The 21,154-nt window shown below is 69.2% G+C and carries 19 protein-coding genes, 1 tRNA gene and 1 pseudogene; 16 read left to right on the top strand and 5 right to left on the bottom strand.

Annotated elements, in window-relative coordinates; all coding sequences use genetic code 11:
- Window positions 1-39 precede the first annotated feature (39 nt).
- From ACIA8D_RS04375 to ACIA8D_RS04355, 5 genes are all read left to right on the top strand, one after another.
- Window positions 40-495 (top strand): hypothetical protein, encoded by a 456-nt coding sequence (locus ACIA8D_RS04375; protein ID WP_399228595.1) that lies wholly within the window; start codon window positions 40-42, stop codon window positions 493-495.
- Window positions 496-520: 25 nt separating this feature from the next.
- A complete protein-coding gene (locus ACIA8D_RS04370; RefSeq protein WP_399228593.1) occupies window positions 521-1,627 on the top strand; it encodes a radical SAM protein in 1,107 nt (368 codons plus the stop codon).
- A gap of 2 nt (window positions 1,628-1,629) precedes the next feature.
- Window positions 1,630-1,839 carry a hypothetical protein gene (locus ACIA8D_RS04365; protein WP_399228592.1) on the top strand — a complete coding sequence of 70 codons (210 nt, stop codon included), beginning with the start codon at window positions 1,630-1,632 and terminating at the stop codon, window positions 1,837-1,839.
- Window positions 1,840-1,924: 85 nt separating this feature from the next.
- Complete coding sequence (locus tag ACIA8D_RS04360; RefSeq protein WP_399228591.1) at window positions 1,925-2,728, top strand: aminoglycoside phosphotransferase; 804 nt, start codon at window positions 1,925-1,927, stop codon at window positions 2,726-2,728.
- A 17-nt stretch (window positions 2,729-2,745) separates the two neighbouring features.
- Window positions 2,746-3,279: an NUDIX domain-containing protein gene (locus ACIA8D_RS04355; protein ID WP_399229078.1), complete on the top strand. Its 534-nt coding sequence runs from the start codon at window positions 2,746-2,748 to the stop codon at window positions 3,277-3,279.
- Window positions 3,280-3,348: 69 nt separating this feature from the next.
- Here the strand turns inward: ACIA8D_RS04355 and ACIA8D_RS04350 are convergent, their stop codons facing one another.
- Window positions 3,349-4,665 carry a hypothetical protein gene (locus ACIA8D_RS04350; RefSeq protein WP_399228589.1) on the bottom strand — a complete coding sequence of 439 codons (1,317 nt, stop codon included), beginning with the start codon at window positions 4,663-4,665 and terminating at the stop codon, window positions 3,349-3,351.
- 209 nt (window positions 4,666-4,874) lie between these two features.
- Between ACIA8D_RS04350 and ACIA8D_RS04345 the strand changes: the two genes are divergently transcribed.
- Both ACIA8D_RS04345 and ACIA8D_RS04340 read left to right on the top strand, forming a co-directional pair.
- The gene (locus tag ACIA8D_RS04345) at window positions 4,875-5,561 is read left to right on the top strand and encodes a DUF488 family protein (RefSeq protein ID WP_399228587.1); all 687 of its coding nucleotides are present in this window, start codon (window positions 4,875-4,877) and stop codon (window positions 5,559-5,561) included.
- Window positions 5,562-5,649: 88 nt separating this feature from the next.
- Window positions 5,650-6,465: a hypothetical protein gene (locus ACIA8D_RS04340; protein ID WP_399228585.1), complete on the top strand. Its 816-nt coding sequence runs from the start codon at window positions 5,650-5,652 to the stop codon at window positions 6,463-6,465.
- 401 nt (window positions 6,466-6,866) lie between these two features.
- On the opposite strand, the gene ACIA8D_RS04335 is transcribed toward ACIA8D_RS04340, so the two are convergent.
- Complete coding sequence (locus ACIA8D_RS04335; protein WP_399228583.1) at window positions 6,867-7,889, bottom strand: AraC family transcriptional regulator; 1,023 nt, start codon at window positions 7,887-7,889, stop codon at window positions 6,867-6,869.
- A 106-nt stretch (window positions 7,890-7,995) separates the two neighbouring features.
- On the opposite strand from ACIA8D_RS04335, the gene ACIA8D_RS04330 reads away from it, so the two are divergent.
- The 4 genes from ACIA8D_RS04330 to ACIA8D_RS04315 are packed head-to-tail and all read left to right on the top strand — an operon-like array spanning window position 7,996 to window position 11,831.
- A complete protein-coding gene (locus tag ACIA8D_RS04330) occupies window positions 7,996-8,712 on the top strand; it encodes an SDR family NAD(P)-dependent oxidoreductase (protein WP_399228582.1) in 717 nt (238 codons plus the stop codon).
- Window positions 8,713-8,764: 52 nt separating this feature from the next.
- Window positions 8,765-9,853 carry a zinc-binding dehydrogenase gene (locus ACIA8D_RS04325; protein ID WP_399228580.1) on the top strand — a complete coding sequence of 363 codons (1,089 nt, stop codon included), beginning with the start codon at window positions 8,765-8,767 and terminating at the stop codon, window positions 9,851-9,853.
- Between the two features lie 53 nt (window positions 9,854-9,906).
- On the top strand, window positions 9,907-10,443 hold the full coding sequence (locus tag ACIA8D_RS04320; RefSeq protein ID WP_399228578.1) for a 2,4'-dihydroxyacetophenone dioxygenase family protein: 537 nt from the start codon (window positions 9,907-9,909) through the stop codon (window positions 10,441-10,443).
- A gap of 5 nt (window positions 10,444-10,448) precedes the next feature.
- Window positions 10,449-11,831 (top strand): DUF1214 domain-containing protein, encoded by a 1,383-nt coding sequence (locus ACIA8D_RS04315; protein WP_399228576.1) that lies wholly within the window; start codon window positions 10,449-10,451, stop codon window positions 11,829-11,831.
- A 64-nt stretch (window positions 11,832-11,895) separates the two neighbouring features.
- Here ACIA8D_RS04315 and ACIA8D_RS04310 read toward each other — a convergent pair whose 3' ends face one another.
- Window positions 11,896-14,238: an arylsulfatase gene (locus ACIA8D_RS04310; protein ID WP_399228575.1), complete on the bottom strand. Its 2,343-nt coding sequence runs from the start codon at window positions 14,236-14,238 to the stop codon at window positions 11,896-11,898.
- A gap of 37 nt (window positions 14,239-14,275) precedes the next feature.
- A complete protein-coding gene (locus tag ACIA8D_RS04305) occupies window positions 14,276-15,619 on the bottom strand; it encodes an MFS transporter (protein ID WP_399228573.1) in 1,344 nt (447 codons plus the stop codon).
- A gap of 240 nt (window positions 15,620-15,859) precedes the next feature.
- Here ACIA8D_RS04305 and ACIA8D_RS04300 point away from each other — a divergent pair, with 240 nt between their 5' ends.
- Complete coding sequence (locus ACIA8D_RS04300) at window positions 15,860-17,350, top strand: long-chain fatty acid--CoA ligase (RefSeq protein ID WP_399228572.1); 1,491 nt, start codon at window positions 15,860-15,862, stop codon at window positions 17,348-17,350.
- A 1-nt stretch (window position 17,351) separates the two neighbouring features.
- Here ACIA8D_RS04300 and xerC read toward each other — a convergent pair whose 3' ends face one another.
- Complete coding sequence (gene xerC / locus ACIA8D_RS04295; RefSeq protein WP_399229076.1) at window positions 17,352-18,707, bottom strand: tyrosine recombinase XerC; 1,356 nt, start codon at window positions 18,705-18,707, stop codon at window positions 17,352-17,354.
- Window positions 18,708-18,731: 24 nt separating this feature from the next.
- Here xerC and ACIA8D_RS04290 point away from each other — a divergent pair.
- The 4 genes and pseudogenes from ACIA8D_RS04290 to ACIA8D_RS04275 all read left to right on the top strand — a co-directional run.
- Window positions 18,732-19,022 (top strand): annotated as a pseudogene (locus tag ACIA8D_RS04290) (DUF2637 domain-containing protein); the annotation flags it as partial.
- Between the two features lie 118 nt (window positions 19,023-19,140).
- Window positions 19,141-19,482, top strand: coding sequence for an iron chaperone (locus ACIA8D_RS04285; protein ID WP_399228570.1), 342 nt, complete (start codon window positions 19,141-19,143; stop codon window positions 19,480-19,482).
- A 274-nt stretch (window positions 19,483-19,756) separates the two neighbouring features.
- Window positions 19,757-20,980 carry an alginate lyase family protein gene (locus tag ACIA8D_RS04280; RefSeq protein ID WP_399228568.1) on the top strand — a complete coding sequence of 408 codons (1,224 nt, stop codon included), beginning with the start codon at window positions 19,757-19,759 and terminating at the stop codon, window positions 20,978-20,980.
- Between the two features lie 62 nt (window positions 20,981-21,042).
- Window positions 21,043-21,116, top strand: a tRNA-Met gene (locus ACIA8D_RS04275).
- Window positions 21,117-21,154: the final 38 nt, after the last annotated feature.

Genomic DNA, 21,154 nt, shown 5'->3' with positions numbered 1-21,154 from the left:
ACCTAGTCCCGTATCACCGTGCGTAGACATCATCCTGCTGTGAGCAGCAGACGTGCACCGAACGCGAGAGAAGATGCCACCACGGGTGTCCCGGCCCGCGGTGCAGACGCCCGGGTCGGTCTTCCTGCCGAGGAACCCATTGAGTACCAGCTGGTCCGCGCCGTCGTCCGGAAGGCCGAGGCGCTGGTGTTGTCCGAGACGAGTCGCGGGGGTCTGGACGCGGACAACAAGCTGCTGACGGAGCTGGTGCAGCGGATGATCCGCGCGGACTACCCCGACCAACGCCCCGCCACGATGGCCGTGTTCCGTTCCGCGTACCGCGTGCTGAGCTCACCTGCGAATCCGACGCCGCTCGACAGCGACTACCTCGTGTACGCGCACGTGAAGAACCTTGCGCGCGCCGCTGGCGCCCTCGCGGACGTACTCGATCCACCCGGATCCGCCGCCGGGTTCGTCGCCCGGCCCGGTCTCCCGCCGGAACGCCGACTGCCCTAAGCCCCCTGCCCCGTGGAGGCCCGAGATGCACCGCATGATCGCCAGCCCGTTCCTCGGCAAGTACCTGCTCGTACGCCCTGGCCACGAAGCCGGCGTCCGTATCCCCGAGACCCGCTACAAGGAGCTGGGTGCCGCGACGGCGGCCCGGGCCGCCGCCCCTGACTGGCTGCGCGACGCCGCCCGCGAAGCCTGGGACATGGACCTCGACCACCCTCTCGACACCGACCTGCTCGTACGCGAGCCCTCCAAGCACCCCTACGGGCGCGCGTCTTGGGAGATCAACCTCGGCTGCGACTACGACTGCGCGTTCTGCTACCTCGGCGAGAAGAAGCGCGAGGGGCTGCCCTGGGACAGCAAGCAGCGGCTCCTCGAACTCCTCCGGGACGCCGGTGTCCTCTGGCTGCAGATCACTGGCGGCGAAGCGCTCATCGACCGTGACTTTCCCGCCGCTTACCAGTACGCCAACGAACTCGGGCTGATGATCTCCGTATCGACGAACGGCTCCCAACTCCACAAGCCACGGATGCTGGACCTGTTCGACCGCTATCGCCCCTACCGCCTGACGATCAGCCTGTACGGGGCGACCAGCGAGAGGTACGACCAAGTAACTCGCAACCGAGGCGCGTTCGGTCGTTTCCTCCGCGGTCTCGAAGCAGCCCGCGAGGCCCGCCTGCCCGTCCGGCTCAACATCGTCGTCTCGGACGGCAACGCACACGAACTCGACGCGATGCGCGCCCTGGCCGACCGGCTCGGCTTCCCCCACCACGTCTTCACCAACCTGTCGCCGACCATCGACGGCGCCGCGAACCCGCTCGCCTCCCAGGCCGACGAACACCTCCGTGCCCGCACCCCGTTCCGCGGATGCAACGCCGGCCACACCTTCTTCCACGTAAACCCGCACGGCGTCGCCTCGATCTGCAAGGTCGGCCGCGACCCGAACGTGCAACTCCTCACCGAGGGCATCGACGCCCTGCCCCGACTCGGCGGCATCGCCGAGTCCCTACAGCTCCGCACCGGTGGATGCTCCGGCTGTCAGCTCTCCGGCACCTGCTGGACCTGCCGACCACTGGCCAAGCTCTACCAGGAGGCGGAGGCAGATCGATCGCTGTACTGCCAACACGGAAGGAACTAGCCATGCCCCCACCCACCGCCACCGCGACGCGCCCCGAACCCGTACTCGTCGCCATCAGCCGGCGCCCTCCCGCAGAGGAGGCGGACACCCTCCCGATCCCGCTCGACGTCGACGCCATCGCCGACGACACGTTCATCGTCATCGGCGACATCGACAAGGAGTCCGAGGCCGCGATGTGCAACTGCTCGGCCAGCGACGACAACCCGTACTGAGCCCGGACCCTGCTCAGTAACCGCTGCCTCGCCCCCTACCCTGAGGGCGGGGCAGCAGCCCGTACCCCACCGGCGAGGACACCGCATGGCCATGCCCCGGCTCCACTTCGAGGAGCTGAACGACGCCGTCCGCGAGGCGATCACCGACAAGACCGGCACCATCTACGCAGCCCGCACGGCAGGCGGCGGCATGAACTCCGGCATCGCCGCACTCCTCGACACGGACAGCGGCCACGTCTTCGTCAAAGGCATCCCCCACGACCACCCCCAGGTCCACGCCCAACAACGGGAAGCCGTGATCAACCCGTATCTCCCAGCGGCCAGCCCGCGCCTCCACTGGCACATCGAGGCCGGAGGCTGGGACCTCCTCGGCTACGAGGTCCTCCAGGCACGGCACGCCGACTACCGGCCCGGCTCACCCGACCTCGACCTCCTCGTGGCCGCGATCGACGAACTCCAGAAGGTCGAGGCCCCGGACGTCGACCTGAAACGCGCCGAGCAGCGATGGGGCACGTACGCACCGCCAGGCACAGCCGACCTCTTCGCAGGAGACCGGCTGCTGCACACCGACTTCGCCCCGGACAACGTCCTCATCGACGACCGAGCCCACATCATCGACTGGGCCTGGCCCACCCGCGGCGCCGCCTGGATCGACCCCGCCGTCCTGATCCTGCGCCTCATGGACGCGGGCCACCCGGTGGCAGACGCGGAGGCATTCGCGTGGCGGTTCGCGTCCTGGCGAACCGCACGACGGACAGCCAAGTGCGCCTTCGCCGCCGCCAACGCGGCTCTGTGGCGGGAGATCGCCGAGGAGTCCCCGACACCGTGGAAGCGCGGGATGAGCCGGCACGCCGCCGCGTTTCACGAGCACATGGCCACAGCCGTCTAGAAATCCACTCAACCTGCCTGCCCCACAACCAGGTCGATGAAAGGAACTCTGTGGCCAAGCCGACGACCAATTCGCGCCTTCAAGCCCTCAAGCCCGCCCTCGAATCCATGACCCTGTTGGTCGCGGCCGTCATCGTCCACGACAAGGCCACCAACCGCATCGTGCTGCTGCAGCGCGGCGAGAACGCCAAGTTCGCCCGAGGCAAGTGGGACCTGCCGGTCGGCAAGAGCGAACCGAGGGAGCCGATCACGCGGACCGCAGTACGGGAGCTGTACGAGGAGACCGGCCTGGTCGTGAAGCCGGAGGCGCTCAAGGTCGCCCACATCATCCACGGAGCATGGGGAGTTGAGGCGCCCAACGGTTTCCTGACGGTCGTCTTCGTAGTCCACGAGTGGAGCGGCGACCCCGAGAACCGTGAGCCGCACAAGCACGCCCAGGTGCGGTGGGTCGACACTGACGCCATCCCCGAGGAATTCGTCGATACGACCGACAGCGCGCTGCACCGCTACCTGGAGGGCGGTCCGGAGGTATCCCTCGACGGTTGGAAATGACTGGTCGGCCTATGAAAAGGCTCGGACGGGGTGCGGAACAGTAGTCACCGGAGGCGCAGGCCTTTAGACCTACTCGGGCCCGGCGCTGCTTCGGTTCCAAAGGTCGCCGTAGACCTGGAGTTCCTCTGCCGTCAGCTGACTGAGCCCGTGGGTCCGCACCATTGTTGTGTCCCAAAGGCGATAGCCATCGTGCCGCGGGGTCAGCAGAACGCCGAGAGTGGCTGTCTCTTCGGCTGCGCCGATTCGTTGCTGCACCTCATGGTGGCGGAGTTGGACGTAGGCGGAGAAGGACGCCTGGATCTCCGGTGCAAAGCGGGTGGCAGCGCCAAAGATTAGTTGTCGCAGGCCGTCATCGTCGACTTGGCGTCGGAAGCGCCATTTGCAGTGGCCGTCAGGCACGTGTGGAACATCGTCCAGCATCTCCAGCAGGAGGCGTCCCCAGTCGGCGCGGGTGGCTACAGGCAGCCGGTCGACGTCGTGTAGCACGGTCAGGCGGTTGGCCTCCGTGATCGGTTCTTGAAGCGGGCTGGTGGCAAGGTCTTCCAGAACCATTCGGATCATGCGGTGCGCTTGACTGCCGTCAGCTCCAGCCGGGGCCTGCGGCAACTGAGGAGCGGAGGCTACCTGCGCATCAGGGCCGAAGAGGCGGAGGTCGATCGACCCTGGTGGAGTGTCGAGGTCAGCCCTTGCGAGCTCGTAATAGCGCATGGGCTCTTCCCCCAACGCCACGGCAGGCAAATCGGCCACGCGGAAGAGATAGTCAAGAACTGCTGTGGTTGAGCACAGTTGGTGGAAGAGGAAGTCGAGGTCCCGGCGGGTGACGGTGATGGCCGGCATTCCCGGCGCTCCGAGATCGAGGCATGTCCCTGGAGGGACCTGTTCGTGATCCAGAACCACGAGCGCGATCCACTCGAACGCGTTGCCGTCCACTTGCAGGGATCGACCGCGTCCGTTGGTCATTTCGGCGCTGCACAAGCGCAGTTGCCGCACCGTTCCCTTGGCCTGCTTGAGGGCCTTGTTCGCGTTCTTCTGCAGCCAGGAACGCTCGCCGTCCGTGTCCCCTGGCGTCACTGTGCGACGTTTGCTTTGCAGTACCGTGCCACGGGATCCACTCAGCAGGAGGCGGTCTCCCTGCTCTCGTCGCCCTGAGCCTTTGACAGCGTAGGAAGGTTCGAAGACGAAGTCGGGCAGTCCCCAGGTGGCTGCTGCCTGGTGGATGGCCAACTCCGCGCCCACTCCCGGCTCTACGTGAGACGGAAGTGGAAGGGCCGGGGCGATGCGGCGCACGTGGGGCCCATCGGGTGTCTCCACGATGAGAGTGAGATCTTCAGGGCGATCATCCGGGAAATAGCGCCACAGGCCAGGGACATAGGTGCGGTCGGTCATGAGTGCTATTACAGAGGGCGACTGGGGCGAAATCACCCGGTTTTCGGCAAAGCCCGGTCCGGAGGTCAGTTGCGGTGATCGCCGAGACTGCACTGGAGCGGTAGCCCTGAACGGCGCCAACGCCTGCATTGCGGCCCTGGCCTGCCTCTGTTCATGCACAGGCGACGCGCTCTCTCAGGGGCAGCCAGTACGCACTAGGATCCCGGTCCATGGCCGATCGTCCCTTAGCTCCTTCTCGATCCTCCTCCATGCGGACGCTGGCCGCTCGAGTGCGCAGCCTTCGTGAGCAACGCGGATGGACGCCTGAACGGTTGGCGAAGGAGGCCGGACTCCAGCCTGCGACGGTGGCGCGCCTTGAGGGCGGGGGAGTAATTCAGCCAGGTTTCTTCACGGTTGGCGCAATGGCCGAGGTACTCGGCGTCTCGCTCGATGAGCTGTTCCGTCATGCACAAGAGCCGGAGGCCGGCCTGTGGTCCGCTGGTTATGAGGGGCGGGACATCGATTCGTTCGTCGTCTCTCTGCTGGAAGCCCAGATCAGCATGGTCGCCGATGTCCGCCTGACCCCCATCAGTCGCAAGCCCGGATTCAGCAAGACCCGCCTCGGACATGCCCTCGACGAGGCGGGCATCGCCTACACCCACCTGCGTGCCCTGGGGAACCCGAAGGACAACCGGGCTCCCTTCTGGGAAGGGCGTATCAGCGAAGGCCGAGCCCACTTCCGCAGTCTGTTGCGCACCGACGCAGCTCAGGCTGATCTCGACGAACTCGCGAAACACGCAGCTCAGGCTCGAGTGGCGGTGCTGTGTTTCGAGAAGGACGAGCAGCGCTGCCACCGCCACGTGGTCCTGGAGATGTTGCGTAAGCGCATGTCACTACCTGTCAGCCCCTTGGCCTGACTTCAACTACCTCGCGTGAACGCACTCTTGCGTGTGCGAACCCACTCATTTCCAATCTGGTCCAGACGATACGGACCGGGGGTGGGGCATGGCCGGAGCGTGGCAGCGGGCACGCATCGTGATCACAGTCAAGACGTATCCGGAGCTGTCCGCGAAGTACCGCGAGACGAGTTGCGTCGCCGGGATACGGCTTGACCGCGACAGCCCTGAGCATGTCCGCCTCTTCCCGGTTCCCTTCCGGCTCCTTGAAGAGAAAACCCAGTTCGCCAAGTACGCGATCGTCGAGGTCGACGTCCGCCGTCACCAGCAAGACCGTCGGCCCGAAAGCCTGCGTCCGAACCTGGACACCCTCAAGGTCGTCGACAGGATCGGCACGAGCGACGGCTGGCGTGAGCGCTACTCGATCGTCCGTCCGCTGATCGCCCCGTCTTTGTGCGCCATCAAGCGGGACCAGGAAGAGCATGGCACCTCTCTGGGACTCTTCCGTCCGGCGGACACTGTCGACTTCCGCTTCGAGCCCGCCGATCCCTGGCCCCCCTCCAAGGCCGCCCTGGCCGACCAGATGGATCTCCTCGACCAGGACCTGCGCCGGTTGGAATGGGTGCCCTTGGAGTTCCGCTACACCTTCAGCTGCAACGATTCCCGCTGCACGGGGCACGACCTGGCGCTCAGGGATTGGGAGGCCGGCGAGTCGTACCGCAAGTTCTTGCGTCAGTACGGGCCGCGAGGCGTGGAAGAGAAGCTGCGCGAGGTCTGGTTCACTCGGATGTTCGCCCCGGACCGTGCCGCTCACTGTTACGTCGGGAATCTCGCCAAGCGGCCCAAGACATTCATGCTGCTCGGTCTGTTCTACCCCCGGCGGGAAGCCGTCGAGAACTACCAGGAAGAGCTGTTCTCCCTGTAAGGCAATCGGCCCGCCATGCGTGAGCGATGCGTGAGCGGACGTGGCCCCACAGTCCGTCATGCGGCGGACCCAACCATTCAGCACCAGCTCTCTGACCTGGCCTTTTCGGATAACGCGTCAGTCCCTGCGGCCACCCAGCACAAGATCGCCGACACTTTTAATCCATTGGTTGTGGGTTCGAGTCCCACAGGGTCTACGAGAAGTAGGTGGGGGGATACCCCCTCTGACCTGCTACGCAGCGTCCGGGTCGGCTTCGGTCGGCTCGGGCGCTTCTTCGTTGGCGAGCCATTGCGTGAGCGGTGGCGCGACAGGGACTTGCTGCACGGCCGACCGCGCCGGTGAGCCACCCAGGTGTTTTTCGCCTGGCTCGGGCAGCCACAAGGGGCTGCGGGAAGTGGCGGTCAGCCCGGCGGCTGAGCCGTGGCCGCCCGGTGGGTGTGGGGGGAGCAGCCGAACCAGCGGCGGCACGAGCGGGTGAAGCTGCTCTGTTCGCTGTAGCCGAGGACGTCGGCGAGCTGCGCGAGCGGCATGGTCGTCGTGCGCAGGTAGCGGTCGGCGAGATCGCGGCGCACGTCGTCGACGATCTCCTGGAACGTGGTGCCGTGGGTGGACAACTGCCGTTGCAGGGTGCGCGGGTGGAGGGCGAAGTTCTCCGCCACGTCCTCCAGGCCGAAGCGTCGCGTGGGCAGCGCCCGCTTGACGGTGGCGCGGACCTCGGAGGGCAGGCCGTGGCCGACGGCGCCGCCGGCCATGCCGCTCAGGTACTCCAGGACGACCCGGCGCACCGTCGGATCGCTGCCCTCGACCGGGCGATCCAGCACGTCGGCCGGGAAGCGGAAGCCCCAGTGGTCCTGCTCCACCGCGACCGGGCAGCCGAAGTAGCTCTCGTGTACGGCCGTCGGGGCCGCGGGCCGGTGCAGGAGTGAGACGGACAGCGGTGTGAAGTCCGGGCCGATCAGCATCCGGAAGATCTGCAGGGACAAGCCCAGGGACAACTCGCCGATCTGCACCAGGTCGGTGAGGGTGCGCTGGACCCGCGGGCGGAGCCGGAAGCCGTAGTTGGTCACCGGGCCGGTCGTCTCGAAGGTGATCTCGACCGCCGGGCTGTACTGGTAGAGGAACTGGGCGATGCGGTCGAGCGCGTCGCCCACCGAGGCGGCGTGCCGTCCGATGACGCCGACCGGGCCGAGGATGTCCAGACCCTGATGGGCGGAGAGCCGCAATCCGAAATCGGGTTGGCCGAGCCGCGCGGCGGCCAGGTCGACGGCCATCACGAGCGAGCGGTACGGGACGTACTCGTCCGGGTCGTCGATCGCCTCGGGCCGGATGCCCGCCTGCCGCAGCAGTGCATCGGGGTCTCCGCCGAGCGAACGCACCAGCGTGGGAAACCCGGTGAGGCTACTGGAACGGATCAGCGAGCTCATAGTCGCCAAGTGTCAAATTCCTGTCGCTCCATGTCAATACGTAGCAGACGCGGAGTCGCAAGCTGGGGCTGTTCATCTTTCGGATCCGGCGCAAGGGAGCCCTCGGATGCCCGTCGACTTCGACGTATCAGGCAAGCACGTCCTCATCACCGGCGGCCGCGGCGGCATCGGCGGCGCGATCGCGGCGGCGTTCGTCGAGGCGGGCGCGCACGTGATCGCCACCGATGTCTCGCCGGTACCGGCCGAGCCCCGCAAGGGCATCGACGACCGCGTGCTCGACGTGCGCGACGCCGACGCGGTGCGCGATCTCGCCGAGGACCTCGACCGGCTCGACGTGCTGGTGCAGTGCGCGGGCCGTGCCGTGCCGATGGAGGAGTACGAGCTCGCCACCTTCGAGGAGATCGTCGGCATCCACCTCACCGGCTCGTTCTCGATGGCGACCGCGCTGCGTCCGCTGCTCGCGGCGTCCGGCGGCAGCGTCCTCAACGTCGGCTCGATGTACAGCTACTTCGGGTCCCCGCTCGTGCCCGCGTACGGAGCCGCGAAGGCGGCCATCGTCCAGCTCACCAAGACGCTCGCCGTCGCCTGGGCGGCCGACGGCATCCGCGTCAACGGAATCGCGCCCGGCTGGATCCGTACCGCGCTGACCGCGCCGCTCGCCGATGTGCCCGAGGCGGCGCAGGCGATCGTCAGCCGCATCCCGAGCGGAGAGCTCAGCGCGCCGGAGGAGCTCGCCGGAACCGCCGTGTTCCTGGCCTCCCCGGCGGCCCGCCTGATCACCGGCGCGACCATCCCGGTGGACGGCGGATACAGCGCGAGCTGACCACCCGCGCATCACCTCGCCACCCCGCCCAACTGCCCCGTGAGGAAATGCCATGACGATGCAAGCGGTGGTCCTGACCAACGGCTCACTCGAACTCGCCGAGGTGCCGATCCCCGAGCCCGGCCCCGGTGAGGTCCTGGTCAAGACCCTGGCCAACGGCATCTGCGGCTCGGACCTGCACTGCGTGACGCACAGCCACGCCCTCGCCGCCGGAGTGAAGGCGGTGACCGGCGGCGACCTGCTCGACCCGGACAAGCCGGTCGTGCTCGGTCACGAGTTCTGCGCGGAGGTCGTCCGCAACGGCCCCGGCACGCAGGGCACGCATCGGCCCGGCGCCCGCGTCGTGTCGCCGCCCATGCTGATCCGGCCCACCCCGGTCAACCTGGGCTTCGGCGGCGTCGAGGCGCCCGGCGGCTTCGCCGAGTACATGGTGCTGTCCGAGGCGCTGCTGATGCCGGTGCCCGAGGACCTGTCGACCGAAGTCGCCTCACTGACCGAGCCGTTGTCGGTGGCGCTGCACGCCGTGAACCGCGGCGCGCTCGGCGCGGACGACGTGCCAGTCGTCATCGGCTGCGGTCCGATCGGCCTCGCCGTGATCGCCGTGCTGAAGATGCGGGGCGTCGGGCCGATCATCGCCGCCGACTTCTCGCCGACCCGGCGCGCGCTGGCCGCGGAGCTGGGCGCCGACATCGTGGTCGACCCGCGCGAGACGTCGCCGTACGACTCCTGGCACGAGGTCGCGGCCGTCGACGACCCGGCCCGCTACGGACGGCAGACCGCGCTCTTCCCCGAGCTGCCGTACCGCCCGTCGGTCGTCTTCGAGTGCGTCGGCGTGCCCGGCGTCATCCAGCAGGTCCTCGCCGGTGCCCCGGCCTGCTCCCGCGTGGTCGTCGCGGGGCTGTGCATGGCCGAGGACCGCTTCCTGCCGACGTTCGGTGTGCTCAAGGAGATCGACCTGGTCTTCTCGCTCTACTACACCGTCGAGGAGTTCGCCCAGACCCTCGGGCACCTCGCGGCGGGCGAGCTCCACGTGGAGCCGCTCATCACCGGCCGGGTCGGCCTCGACGGCGTCGCGGACGCCTGCAAGGGCCTCGCCGACCCCGAGAAGGACGCCAAGGTCCTCATCGTGCCCGGCATCTGACGACCCATTACCAAAGTACGTACACCCCCTCAGATCAACAAGGAGACCCGCAGATGGCCGACCAGCCCTCCGCCGCCAAGCTTCCCGTCATGTCGCTCCCACAGGGCGAGCTGCTGACGCTGAACGTCAACGACATCCCGGTGATCAAGGACTCGCTCGGTCCCGGCATCCACTACCAGCCCCTCTTCCTCGACCCCGAGGTCGGCGTCTGGGTCGTCCTCGCCCACTTCGCCCCCGGCGCGGAGCTCCCGATCCACCTGCACACGGGCGCCGTGCACGCGTACACGCTGAAGGGCTCGTGGGCCTACCGCGAGTACCCGGACCAGCCGCAGACCGAGGGTTCGTACCTGTACGAGCCCGGCGCCTCCGTCCACAAGCTGTTCGTGCCGGAGAGCAACACCGAGGACACCGTCGTGCTGTACGTGGTCTACGGCGCGAACATCAACTTCACCGACGACGGCCAGTTCCACTCGGTGCTCGACGCGGTCACCATCCAGGGCCTGACCCAGCAGCTCTCCGCCGCGCAGGGCCTGGACGTCAACTACCTGACCGGCGGCGCGGCCCGCTACGCGGCGAGCAAGGAGGCGTGAGCCGTATGAACAGGACTCCGGGCACCGCGCGTGACATCGGAGGAGTGCCCGCGGGCACGGTGGTGACGGCGGAGTTCGCGCGCCTGCTGGCACGGGACGTGTACGTGTGGGGCTGGCCGATCGTCAACGCATTCCACCGCCGCGCCTCCTTCGCCGCGGCCCCGGAGCGGGGGCTCGTGGGCGGCGTCCTGCCCGCGGCCCCCATCGGCTACGTCACGATGCTGAGCGGGTACGTCGACCCGGCGCAGCGCTGGGTGGCCCACCCCAACCAGGACGTCGTCTACGGCTTCGGCTACGGGGCGGTGGACGACGACCCCGTCGTGCTGCAACTGCCGGACTTCGGCGACCGCTTCTGGGTGTGCTCCCTCTACGACGCCCGCAGCGAGGAGTTCTCCCGCCTCGGGAGCCAGTACGGCACGGAGCCGGGCAACTACCTGGTCGTCGGCCCCCGTTGGGACGGCAGGGTGCCCGACGGCATCCGTGACGTCCTGCACGCGCCCACCGAGCTGGTGGCCATGGGCCCCCGGGTGTTCCTCGACGACACGGCCGAGGACCTTCAGGCCGTGCAGCCGCTCCTGAACCAGCTGGTCATCCACCCGCTCAGCGCCCACACCGGCGAACCGAGCCACGTGGACTGGCGCGAGATCCCGCACTTTCCCGGCGGGGCGAACACCTCGGGCGAGCACCAGTGGGTCGACCCCGGGACGTTCTTCGACGAGCTGCCCGGCATCCTCGACCGCGTCCCGCCGCTGCCGGGTGAGGAGTCCCGGTACGCCATGATGCGGGCGCTGCTGGCCGCGGCCGGCTCGGACCCGGCCGTCGCGGCGGCGCTGAAGGAGGCCGCCGTCGAGACGGAGGCCACGGTCGTCGCGCCGCTCTTCGACTTCCGGACGAACGGCACACGGCTGCCCGGAGGCTGGAACTCGCCGCTCAATGTCGCCCGTTGGGGCTTCGACTACCTGACGCGCACCGCGACGGCCAAGTCGAACATGTACGTGAACCAGCCCGAGGAGACCCGGTACTTCTTCCAGGAGTACGACAGCCTGGACCGGCGCCTCGACGGGGACCGGCGGTACACGATCACCTTCCCGCCAAGGCAGGTCCCGCCGGTGAACGGGTTCTGGTCGCTCACCCTGTACAACCCGGAGCACTTCTTCGCTCCGAACGCGCTCGGGCGCTACTCGATCGGGACGAAGAGCAAGGATCTGACGTACGCGTCGGACGGCTCGCTCACGATCCACATCCAGCACGAGCGGCCCAGTGACGAGCACGCGGCGAACTGGCTGCCCGCGCCCCGTGGCGCGTTCGAACTGACGATCCGTGCCTACTGGCCGGGCCCGGCGATCGAGGACGGGACCTGGACACCCCCGCCCGTGCACCAGGTGTGAGACAGCACGAAGCCCCCGTACGCCGACCGGCACGTACGGGGGCTTCGTGCTGCCACCCGGCTCCCTACTGCAGGGACGCCTTGGCCTTGGCCTCGCCCAGCAGGTCCGTGTGCGCGTCGTCGCCGGACGCAAGCACGACCTTCTGGATACGGCCGCCCGTGAAGACGCCGCGTACGGTCCCGTAGTCGTCGGTGACCGGGTTGCCGTTGTCCTCACCCACGTCCAGGCCGTCCGTCATGTGGTAGATGAACGGCACCGTGTGCTCGATGCGCGTGGATCCGGCCGGCTTCCCGTCGACGAACAGCTCGCCCAGGCCGCCCTTGCCCACGCCCCCGCCGTCGTACGTGAACCGGTACGTCAACCGGTGGGTACCGGGAGCGAGTTGCTCGGGGCCCGCGATCTCGTAGCGCTCGACGTCGACCCAGTTGTAGTGGAACACCGGGATGCCGTCGCGCAGGTACAGCGCCCAGCCCGCGAACCGGCTGCCCTGGGCGACGACGACACCGCGCGCCGGCTGCCCGGGGGCCGCGGTGATCTCGACGTCCGCCGTGAGCGACCAGGAGCGGTTGCGCGTCGACGGCAGCACCGACTCGTGCAGGGCCCGCATGCCCGGGTAGAGGGTGACCGAGTCCGGGTTGCCGATCGTCGGGCGGCCCACCGCGTCACTGTTGGCCCGCACCGCCTTGCGGTCGTCGAGCGGGAAGACGTTGTACTTGGCGCCCTCGATGAGGAAGAGGTCCTTGAGGTTCTCCAGCAGGTCCGGCATCTCGGCCGCCAGATCGTGCGCCTGGCTGTGGTCGCCGGGCGCGTACAGCTCCCACGTGTCCTCGGAGAACGGCAGCTGCTCGCCGTTGAGCTCCCACGGCACGGCGTGCTTGGTGCAGGCCGACCAGCCCTCGTGGTAGATCCCGCGGTTGCCGAAGATCTCGAAGTACTGGGTGGTGTGCCGCTCGGCGGCGTCGGCGTCGTTCAGCGCGTAGGCGAACGAGACGCCCTCGAAGGGCTTTTGGGCCACACCGTTGACCGAGGTCGGCTCGGGGATGCCCGCCAGGTCGAGGAGGGTCGGAGCCACGTCGTTGACGTGCGTGAACTGTTCGCGGATGCCGCCGGGGGAGTCGATGCCCGCGGGCCAGTGCACGATGGTGCCGACCCGGGTGCCGCCCCAGTGCGAGGCCATCTGCTTGGTCCACTGGAACGGGGTGTTCATCGCGTGCGCCCAGCCCACCGGGTAGTGGTTGTAGAGCGTGGGCCCGCCGAGCTCGTCGACGCGCTCCAGCATCGACTCGACCGTGCCCGGCACGATGTTGTACGTCGCGTACTCGTTGACGCAGCCGTCGGGGCCCGCCTCGGCGCTCGCCCCGTTGTCGCCCATGATGTAGAGGATGAGCGTGTCGTCGAGCAGGCCCATCTCCTCCAGGGCGTCGACGACCCGGCCGACCTGCGCGTCGGTGTGCGTCGCCATTCCGGCGTACGCCTCCATCATCCGCGCGTACAGGTGCCTGGCGTCGTCGGACTGGTCGGCCCAGGCGCCGATCTCGTCCGGGCGGGCGCTCAGTTCGGCGTCCTCGGGCGCGAGGCCGAGCTCCTTCTGCCGGGCCAGGGTCCGTTCGCGCTGCTCGTCCCAGCCGTGGTCGAACTGCCCGCGGTACGCGTCCACGTAACTCTTCGGCGCCTGGAACGGCGAGTGGCAGGCGCCGAACGCGAGATAGCCGAAGAACGGCTGGTCGGGCGTGACGGCCTGCTGCTCGCGGATGTCGGCGATGGCCCGGTCGGCGAGGTCCTCGCTGAGGTGGTAGCCGGGCTCGGTGGGCGTCGGGACGGGAGTGGTGCCCTCGTACAGGTTCGGGTACCACTGGTCGGTCTCGGCGCCCATGAACCCGTAGAACCGCTCGAAGCCCTCACCCGTCGGCCAGCGGTCGTACGGGCCCGAGCGGGAGGTCTCCCAGGTGGGCGTCTGGTGCCACTTGCCGAACGCGAACGTGTTGTAGCCGTTGCGGCGCAGGATCTCCGGGATCGGGGCGCACGAGTCGGGCCGCGACGAGGTGTATCCGTCGTGGCTGGTGGCCAGTTCGGTGATTCCGGCCGCGCCGACGGTGTGGTGGTTGCGGCCCGTCAGGAGCGAGGCGCGGGTGGGGGAGCAGATCGCCGTGGTGTGGAAGCGGTTCAGCCGCAGACCGCCGCCCGCGAGCCGCTCGGCGGTCGGCATGGCGCACGGGCCGCCGTACGAGGACGAGGCACCGTACCCCATGTCGTCGACCAGGATCATGAGGACGTTGGGCGCGCCCTTGGGCGGGCGGACGCGCTCGATCGGCGCGGGCTGCGCGGCGTCGCGGACGTCCATCGGGGTCGCGTGCGGGCGCTTGGGCTGCTGGATCGGAAGGGTGGCGCGGTAGGCCGGATTCACCACGGAAGTGGTCCTTTCGGGATGGTGCGGGTGGTACGGATCAGACCCCGGCGGCGCCGGCGAGCGGGGCGCGCCCGGTCTGATCGGTCAGAGCGCGACGAAAGCGCAGGACGAGGGGGAACGTGGTCAGCAGCAGCAGTCCCGGCAGCACGGAGTAGGCGATCCGGATGCCTTCGAGCGCGGTCGAGGACTGGGTGACCGGGTGGTCGAGGGTCGAGGACGCGTAACCCGTCAGCGACAGCACGAGGGTGTACGCCACCGGGCCGAGCGCGTGACCGGCCGTGTCGACGGCCGTCCACACCCCGGAGAGCACCCCCGCGCTGTCGTGGCCCGTGCGCTCGGCCTGGATCCGGATGCAGTCGGTGAGCAGCGCGTACATCGCGACGAGCGAAGCGGCCTGCCCGAGGGCGACCAGCACGCTGACGCCCGCGGTGGCGCCGACGCCGACCCCAGCGGCGCCGTACAGGGCGATCCCGCCCGCCACCCACAGCGCGATCCCGGCCATGAGGAGGGGCACGTTGCCGAACCGCCGCGCGAGGACGCCCGCGCCGGGCACGGCGAGCGTGGAGCTCAGCGCGAACACCAGGAATACGGTGGCCTGTTCCTTCTTGCCGCCGAGGAAGTACGTGGCCACGTACGGCAGTCCCGTCAGGATCATCACGGTCAGGACGTAGTAGAGGAACAGCACGCCGGACAGCAGCACGAACGGCCGGTTGCCGCGGGCCGTGCGGAACGCCGAGCGCAGCGAGGGCACATCGGCGGCGGGCCGCGCCCGCACATCACGCGTGGACATTACGGGGACGAGCAGCACCACGAGCAGCACCACACCGACGATCACGGCCATGGTCCGGTACGCGGCCGGGGTCCCGTCCTTCGTCAGCAGCGGCCCCGCGACGCCACCCACGAGCATGCCGAGCGTGAAGAACAGGGTCCGCCAGGTCATCATCCGGGTCCGCTCCCGCGGCGAGTCGGACATCTCGGCGGGCAGCGCGGTGAACGGCACCTGGAAACAGAGGTAGGCGGCGGACGCGACGAGGAACAGCGCGAACACCCACAGGGCGGCGGCACCCCCGCGCACCGGAGAGCTGAAGGTGGCGACGAACGCGAACGGCAGCACCAGCGCACCCGACGTCATCAGCCGCCGGCGCCGCCCGGTGCGCGTCGCCTCGCGGTCGCTGAGGGCACCGAACCAGGCGCTCGCGATCAGGTCGAACAGCTTCGGCACGGCGACGACGACACCGGCGAGCGCGGCCGGGACGCCGAGGGCGTCCGTCATGTAGATGAGCAGCAGCAGGCCGGGCAGGGTGTTGAAGGCGTTCGACGCGAAGGCACCGACGCCCCAGCCGGCCATCCGGCGAGCGGTCAGGGGCCGCGAGTTGACCATGTCGTGCACCGTTCTTCGCGGGGGCCGTGAGGCCCTGGGAGCAGGCGTGCACGACACCATCCCTCCAGCCACCCGCCCGCGCCTTGGCACGCGACGTCAAAAACCTGTCGTCCCGGGACAAGCGGTCGGCGCCAGTGACGCGCCTCACCAGCACTTTGTCGCCCACGGGCAAGACGCGGCGGAAGCCCTCCGGCAGCCTGCGGAGGCCACCCGGAACATCCCGCAGGAAAGAGGTCGACGGTGACCAATCTCGTTCGCAACCTGGTGCACACCGCCGAGGCCCGCCCCGAGTCGCCGGCCCTGCGCCTGGACGACCAGGTGCTCGACTACCGCACGCTGGACGAGCGCAGCGCCCGGGTGGCCGCCTGGCTCGCGGCCGACGGCCTCGCCCCCGGCGACCGTGTCGCGATCATGCTGCCCAACGTCCCGCAGTTCGCGGTGGTCTACTACGGGGCGCTGCGCGCGGGCGCCGTCGTCGTGCCGATGAACCCGCTGCTGAAGTCGGGCGAGATCGCCTACAGCGCCGGGGACTGCGGGGCCCGGACCGTGCTCACGAGCGGGATGTCGCTGCAGGAGGCCTCGGCCGCCGCCGCGGACCTCGGCATCACCTGCACCCACGTCACCGGCGACGCGTTCGCCGCCGCCCTCGACCGTGTGGAGCCGTCCGCCGCGGTCGTGGAGCGGGCGGACGACGACCCGGCCGTGATCCTCTACACCTCGGGCACCACGGGCCGCCCCAAGGGAGCCGTCCTCACCCACGGCAACCTGCGCAGCAACACCGAGACCGTCTCCCGGCTGCTCGGCGTCACCGGAGACGACACCGTCTTCGGCGGCCTCCCGTTCTTCCACGTCTTCGGCCAGACCTGCGGCCTGAACGCCGCCGTCCTCACCGGCGCCTGCGTGACGCTGCTGCCCCGCTTCGACGCCGCGAAGGCGCTGGGCGTACTGGCCCGCGACCGGGTCACCGTCATGGAAGGAGTGCCCACGATGTTCGTGGCGCTGCTCGCGGCGGCCGAGGCGGCGGGCGGCGCGGGGACGGACACGATCCGGCTCGCGGCGACCGGCGGTTCGGCGATGCCGGTCGACGTGCTGCACCGCTTCGAGGCGGCGTTCGGCTGCCCGGTCGTCGAGGGGTACGGCCTGTCCGAGACGGCCCCCGTGGTCACGCTCGGCGCGCTCGACGGCCTGCGCAAACCCGGCTCGATCGGCACCCCGGTCGACGGGGTCGAGGTCCGCCTGCTCGACGACGAGGGCAACCCCGTCGCCGAGGGTGAGGTCGGCGAGATCGCGGTCCGCGGCCCCAACGTCATGCGCGGCTACTGGAACCGCCCCGAGGCCGACGCCACCGCCTTCACCGACGGTTGGTTCCGCACCGGCGACCTCGCCCGCCGCGACGAGGACGGCTTCTACTTCATCGTCGACCGCAAGAAGGACATGATCATCCGCGGCGGATACAACGTCTATCCGCGCGAGATCGAAGAGGTCCTCTACACGCACCCGGCGGTCGCCGAGGCCGCCGTCATCGGCGTCCCGCACGAGCTGCACGGCGAGGAGGTCTGCGCGATCCTCTCGCTCAAGCCCGGATCGACGGCCACCTCGGACGACCTGCGCGACTACGTCAAGGCGCGGGTCGCCGCGTACAAGTACCCGCGGACCGTCCGTTTCGTGGACGCTTTGCCCAAGGGGCCCACCGGCAAGATCCTCAAGAGGCAGCTGTCCGGAGCCCTCTGACCTACTCAGTAGCGCTCGAGTCGCTTTTGGGTGGCTCGGGCGCTTTCTCGTTCGCTGCCCATTGCGCGAGCGATGCGTGATCGGACGGGGCGTCAGGACGCCGGAAGGACGGCTTCGGTGCGGCAGGCTCAGGCACGCAGGCGCGGGGGATCAAGCTCGTCGCCTTCTCCGCGATCTCGCGGTCGAGTTCCGGCAGCAGGCTCGTGTACGTGTCCGAGGTCAGCGCGATGGTGGAGTGCCGCAGGGTCGCCTTCACCGTGTGGATGTCGCCGCCTCCGCCGTGCGTGAGCGTCGCGGCCACGTGCCGCAGGTCCCGGAGGGTGATGGGTGGCAGGTCGGTGGTGGCGAGGATGCGACGGAAGGTCGCGGAGAGCGTCTCGGGGTGGAGCCAGGAGCCGTCTTCCTGGGTGAAGACCTTGCCGGTGTTCTGCCAAGCAGGGCCCCACTTCGCGCGCTCCTTGTCCTGACGCGCCTTGTGCTCGCGCAGGACGAGGACGTTCATGCTGGCCAACGCGATGGTGTCGGCGCTGCCGTCCGTCTTGGGATCCGACTCGTACGTGTCCCAGCCGTCGACCACGATCTCTTTGGACGGCGTGATCTGCCCGCCGACGAGGTCGACGTTGTGCCAGTCCTGGCCGACCGTCTCGCCGCGGCGGAGGCCGCGAGTGCCCATGAGGTGGAAGGCCGCGTACAGGCGATCCCCCTCGGCCGCGTCGAGGAACGCGCCGAACTGGGCGGGCGTCCACACCATGACCGGGCCGGGGATCTCGCCGGTCGCACGCCAGCGGCGGACCCGTTCGTCGGTCCAGAGCAGGGGCTTGGGGCGCTTGCCCGAGGCCATCTCGACGTGGGACGCCGGGTTGAACGTGATGAGCTGCTGCGAGATTGCCGAGTTGAGGGCCGCGCGGAGAGTGCGGCGGATGCCCTGCCAGGTGGAGGGGCCGCTCAGCCTCCGGAACGGCTTCATGTCGGCGAGCTTGGCCCGCTCGGCAGAGAGACGAGCGCGTTCGGCGGCTGCAGGGCGGCCGGGCTTGGGCGGCTTGGTGCGGGCGACTTGTTCGTGGCGGGCCGCGTTCTCAGCGGTGATTACCTCGTTTTCGTCTGCGATGGCGTCGAACATTTCCACCAGGTGGCCGACGTTGAGGCGGTCGAGGCGTATGTGCCCGATGCCGGCCTTCAGGCGGCGCCGGGTCTCCTCGATCTCGGGCAGCGGAGCCTTGTCGGCGGTGAGTTCAACCAGGAGGGCTGCGATCCTCTCGACGCTGTCCGGGTCGTCGCTGTCGGCGAGTGCGATGAGCGTACGAGTCTCCGCCCCACACGGTGGCCACCTCCTGCTCGCAGCGCCCGTGGCCACCACCCAGTTCACAGGGAGTCCCTCCGCTTGCCCGCCTCCACTGACACTGCGCCCTCTGCGATACCGGGGACTTCTGCGATTCGCGTCGGCATCGCGCTGCTCGCCGCGTTCGCCTTCGCCCTCTCTTACGACGCGCTGCGGCAGATGGCCGTCGCCATCCACAGCCGCGGCCTGCTCACGTATGCCTTCCCGCTCGTGATCGACGGGTTCATCGCCATCGGCGTGGGCGCCCTGCTCATGCTGCGAACCGCACCGCTGCGCTCACGGGTGTACGTGTGGGCGCTGGTCGGCGCCGCCACCACGACGAGCATCTGGGCCCTGCCGGCCGGATCCGAGAGGGCGAGGCTGGCCTGGGGCTTCGACGTTGTGATCAACGGCATCGTGCACACGCCCGGCCCGGGTGCCGAGGGTTGAACACCCGGCCAGAATGGGCCGTATGGACCCTGATGTGCGGGCCTACATCGACGGGATCGCACCCGAGCACCGCCCGCTGTTCGACCGGGTGCACCGGCTGGTCCTGGCGGCCTGCCCCGAGGCCGGACTCGTGCTGTCCTACGGGATGCCGACGTACCGGGCGGGCAACCGCGGGCTGCACGTCGGGGTGTGGCAGCACGGCGTCTCGCTCTACGGGTGGGACAGGGAGCGGGGCGCGGACTTCGTCTCCCGCCATCCCGGTCTCCTCAGCGGGAAGGGGACGATCCGGCTGCGCACCCGGGACGCGGCGGACGTCACCGACGACGAGCTGAGCGACCTCGTCCGCGCTTCGCTGGGAACCTGACCCGCCCTCGTTGCCGTGCATGCGCGAGCGTCAGCACCGCTCAGGAGCACGAGCACAGGTCATGGCTCCAGCCGATCGCCGTGTCGAGGACGAGCGGTTCGGCTGTTCCGGCAGGCCGAGTGCCGCGGACACGGAGTGCGCGAGAAGGGCGGCAAGAAGCGACAAGCAGGGCGTCAGGAGAGGCCGCTGACCGGTCGCACACGACCGGCGCAACAGATCCTGCGGCAGCGGCCTCCACGCGTCAGGCTGCCATTGATCCGACCGGAGGTGTTGCATGGCAGCGGGCGCACGGACGCGACGCGTTCTTCTGGGGGGCCTCGTCCCCCTGTTGGTGGTGGCCGCGACGGCGTGCGGCGCGTCCACCCGGACCGACTCCGACGTGGGGGCGCACCCCGAGCACCGGCCCTCCGGCGGCCCCTTCGCGCACCCCGGCGTCCTCGTCGGCAAGGGTCAACTGGCCGCGGTCCGCGACCACGTGGCCCGCAAACAGGAGCCGTGGATCTCCGCGTACAAGGAGATGAGCGCCAGCAAGTACGCCGACCTCGACTACGAGGCCAAGCCGTACGCGACCGTGGAGTGCCCCTTCGACGCCCAGGCCGGACAGGGCTGCGTCGAGGAGCGCGAGGACGCCATCGCCGCCTATACGCAGGCCCTGCTGTGGAACATCACCCGTGACAGGGCCCACGCCGCCAAGGCCGTCGAGATCATGAACGCCTGGGCGGACAAGGTCACCGGGCACAGCGAGGACAACGCCGGGCTCCAGGCCGCATGGGCCGGCACGTCCTGGGCGAAGGCCGGCGAACTCATGCAGTACACGTACAAGAACTGGCCGGACGGGCAGGAGCTGAAGTTCCAGCGGATGCTGCGCGAGGCGTATCTGCCCGAAGTGCGCGGCGGTTCCGCCGACTTCAACGGCAACTGGGACCTGGTGATGGCCGACGCGACGATGAGCATGGCCGTCTACCTCAACGACCAGAGCGCCTTCGACCAGGCCGTCGGGCACTTCCGCGCCCGCGTCCCCGCGTACTTCTACCTCTCCTCCGACGGAAAGCTGCCGGTGAAACCGAAGGGCAGCGGCATCGACACCCCGAAGGAACTGCAGACGTACTGGTTCGGGCAGAAGACCTTCAAGGACGGGCTCGCGCAGGAGACCTGCCGCAACTTCAAGCACGCCAGCTACTCCCTCGCCGCCACCTCCCACATGGCCGAGACCGCCTGGCACCAGGGCGTCGACCTGTACGGGGAGGTGAAGGACCGGCTCGCCGCCGCGCTCGAACTGCACTCCAAGTACCAGCTGGGCGCCAAGGCCCCGTCCTGGCTGTGCGGCGGGAAGGTGCAGCGCGACATGGGGCCCGACACGGAGGTCGGCCTCCAGCACCTGCAGGGGCGGCTGAAGATGGATCTCCCGCAGACCGAGAAGCTCACCCGCACGCAGCGGCCGGAGGGGACGGACGACCTGTTCGTGGCGTGGGAGACGCTCACGCACGCCGCCGCGTGAGCGGTCACGCGAACCGATTCGCGTTCACTCCCCCTGATGGCGTAGAGTTGTGAACACAACGGCGCGGGGTGGAGCAGCTCGGTAGCTCGCTGGGCTCATAACCCAGAGGTCGCAGGTTCAAATCCTGTCCCCGCTACTGAAGACCGAGGCCGGAATCTCATCGAGATTCCGGCC

The sequence above is a fragment of the Streptomyces sp. NPDC051684 genome (assembly GCF_044453445.1).
In the GTDB taxonomy this organism is placed as follows: domain Bacteria; phylum Actinomycetota; class Actinomycetes; order Streptomycetales; family Streptomycetaceae; genus Streptomyces.
Note: the sequence above shows the minus strand (reverse complement) of the source record. Positions and strands in the feature narration are given on the sequence as shown.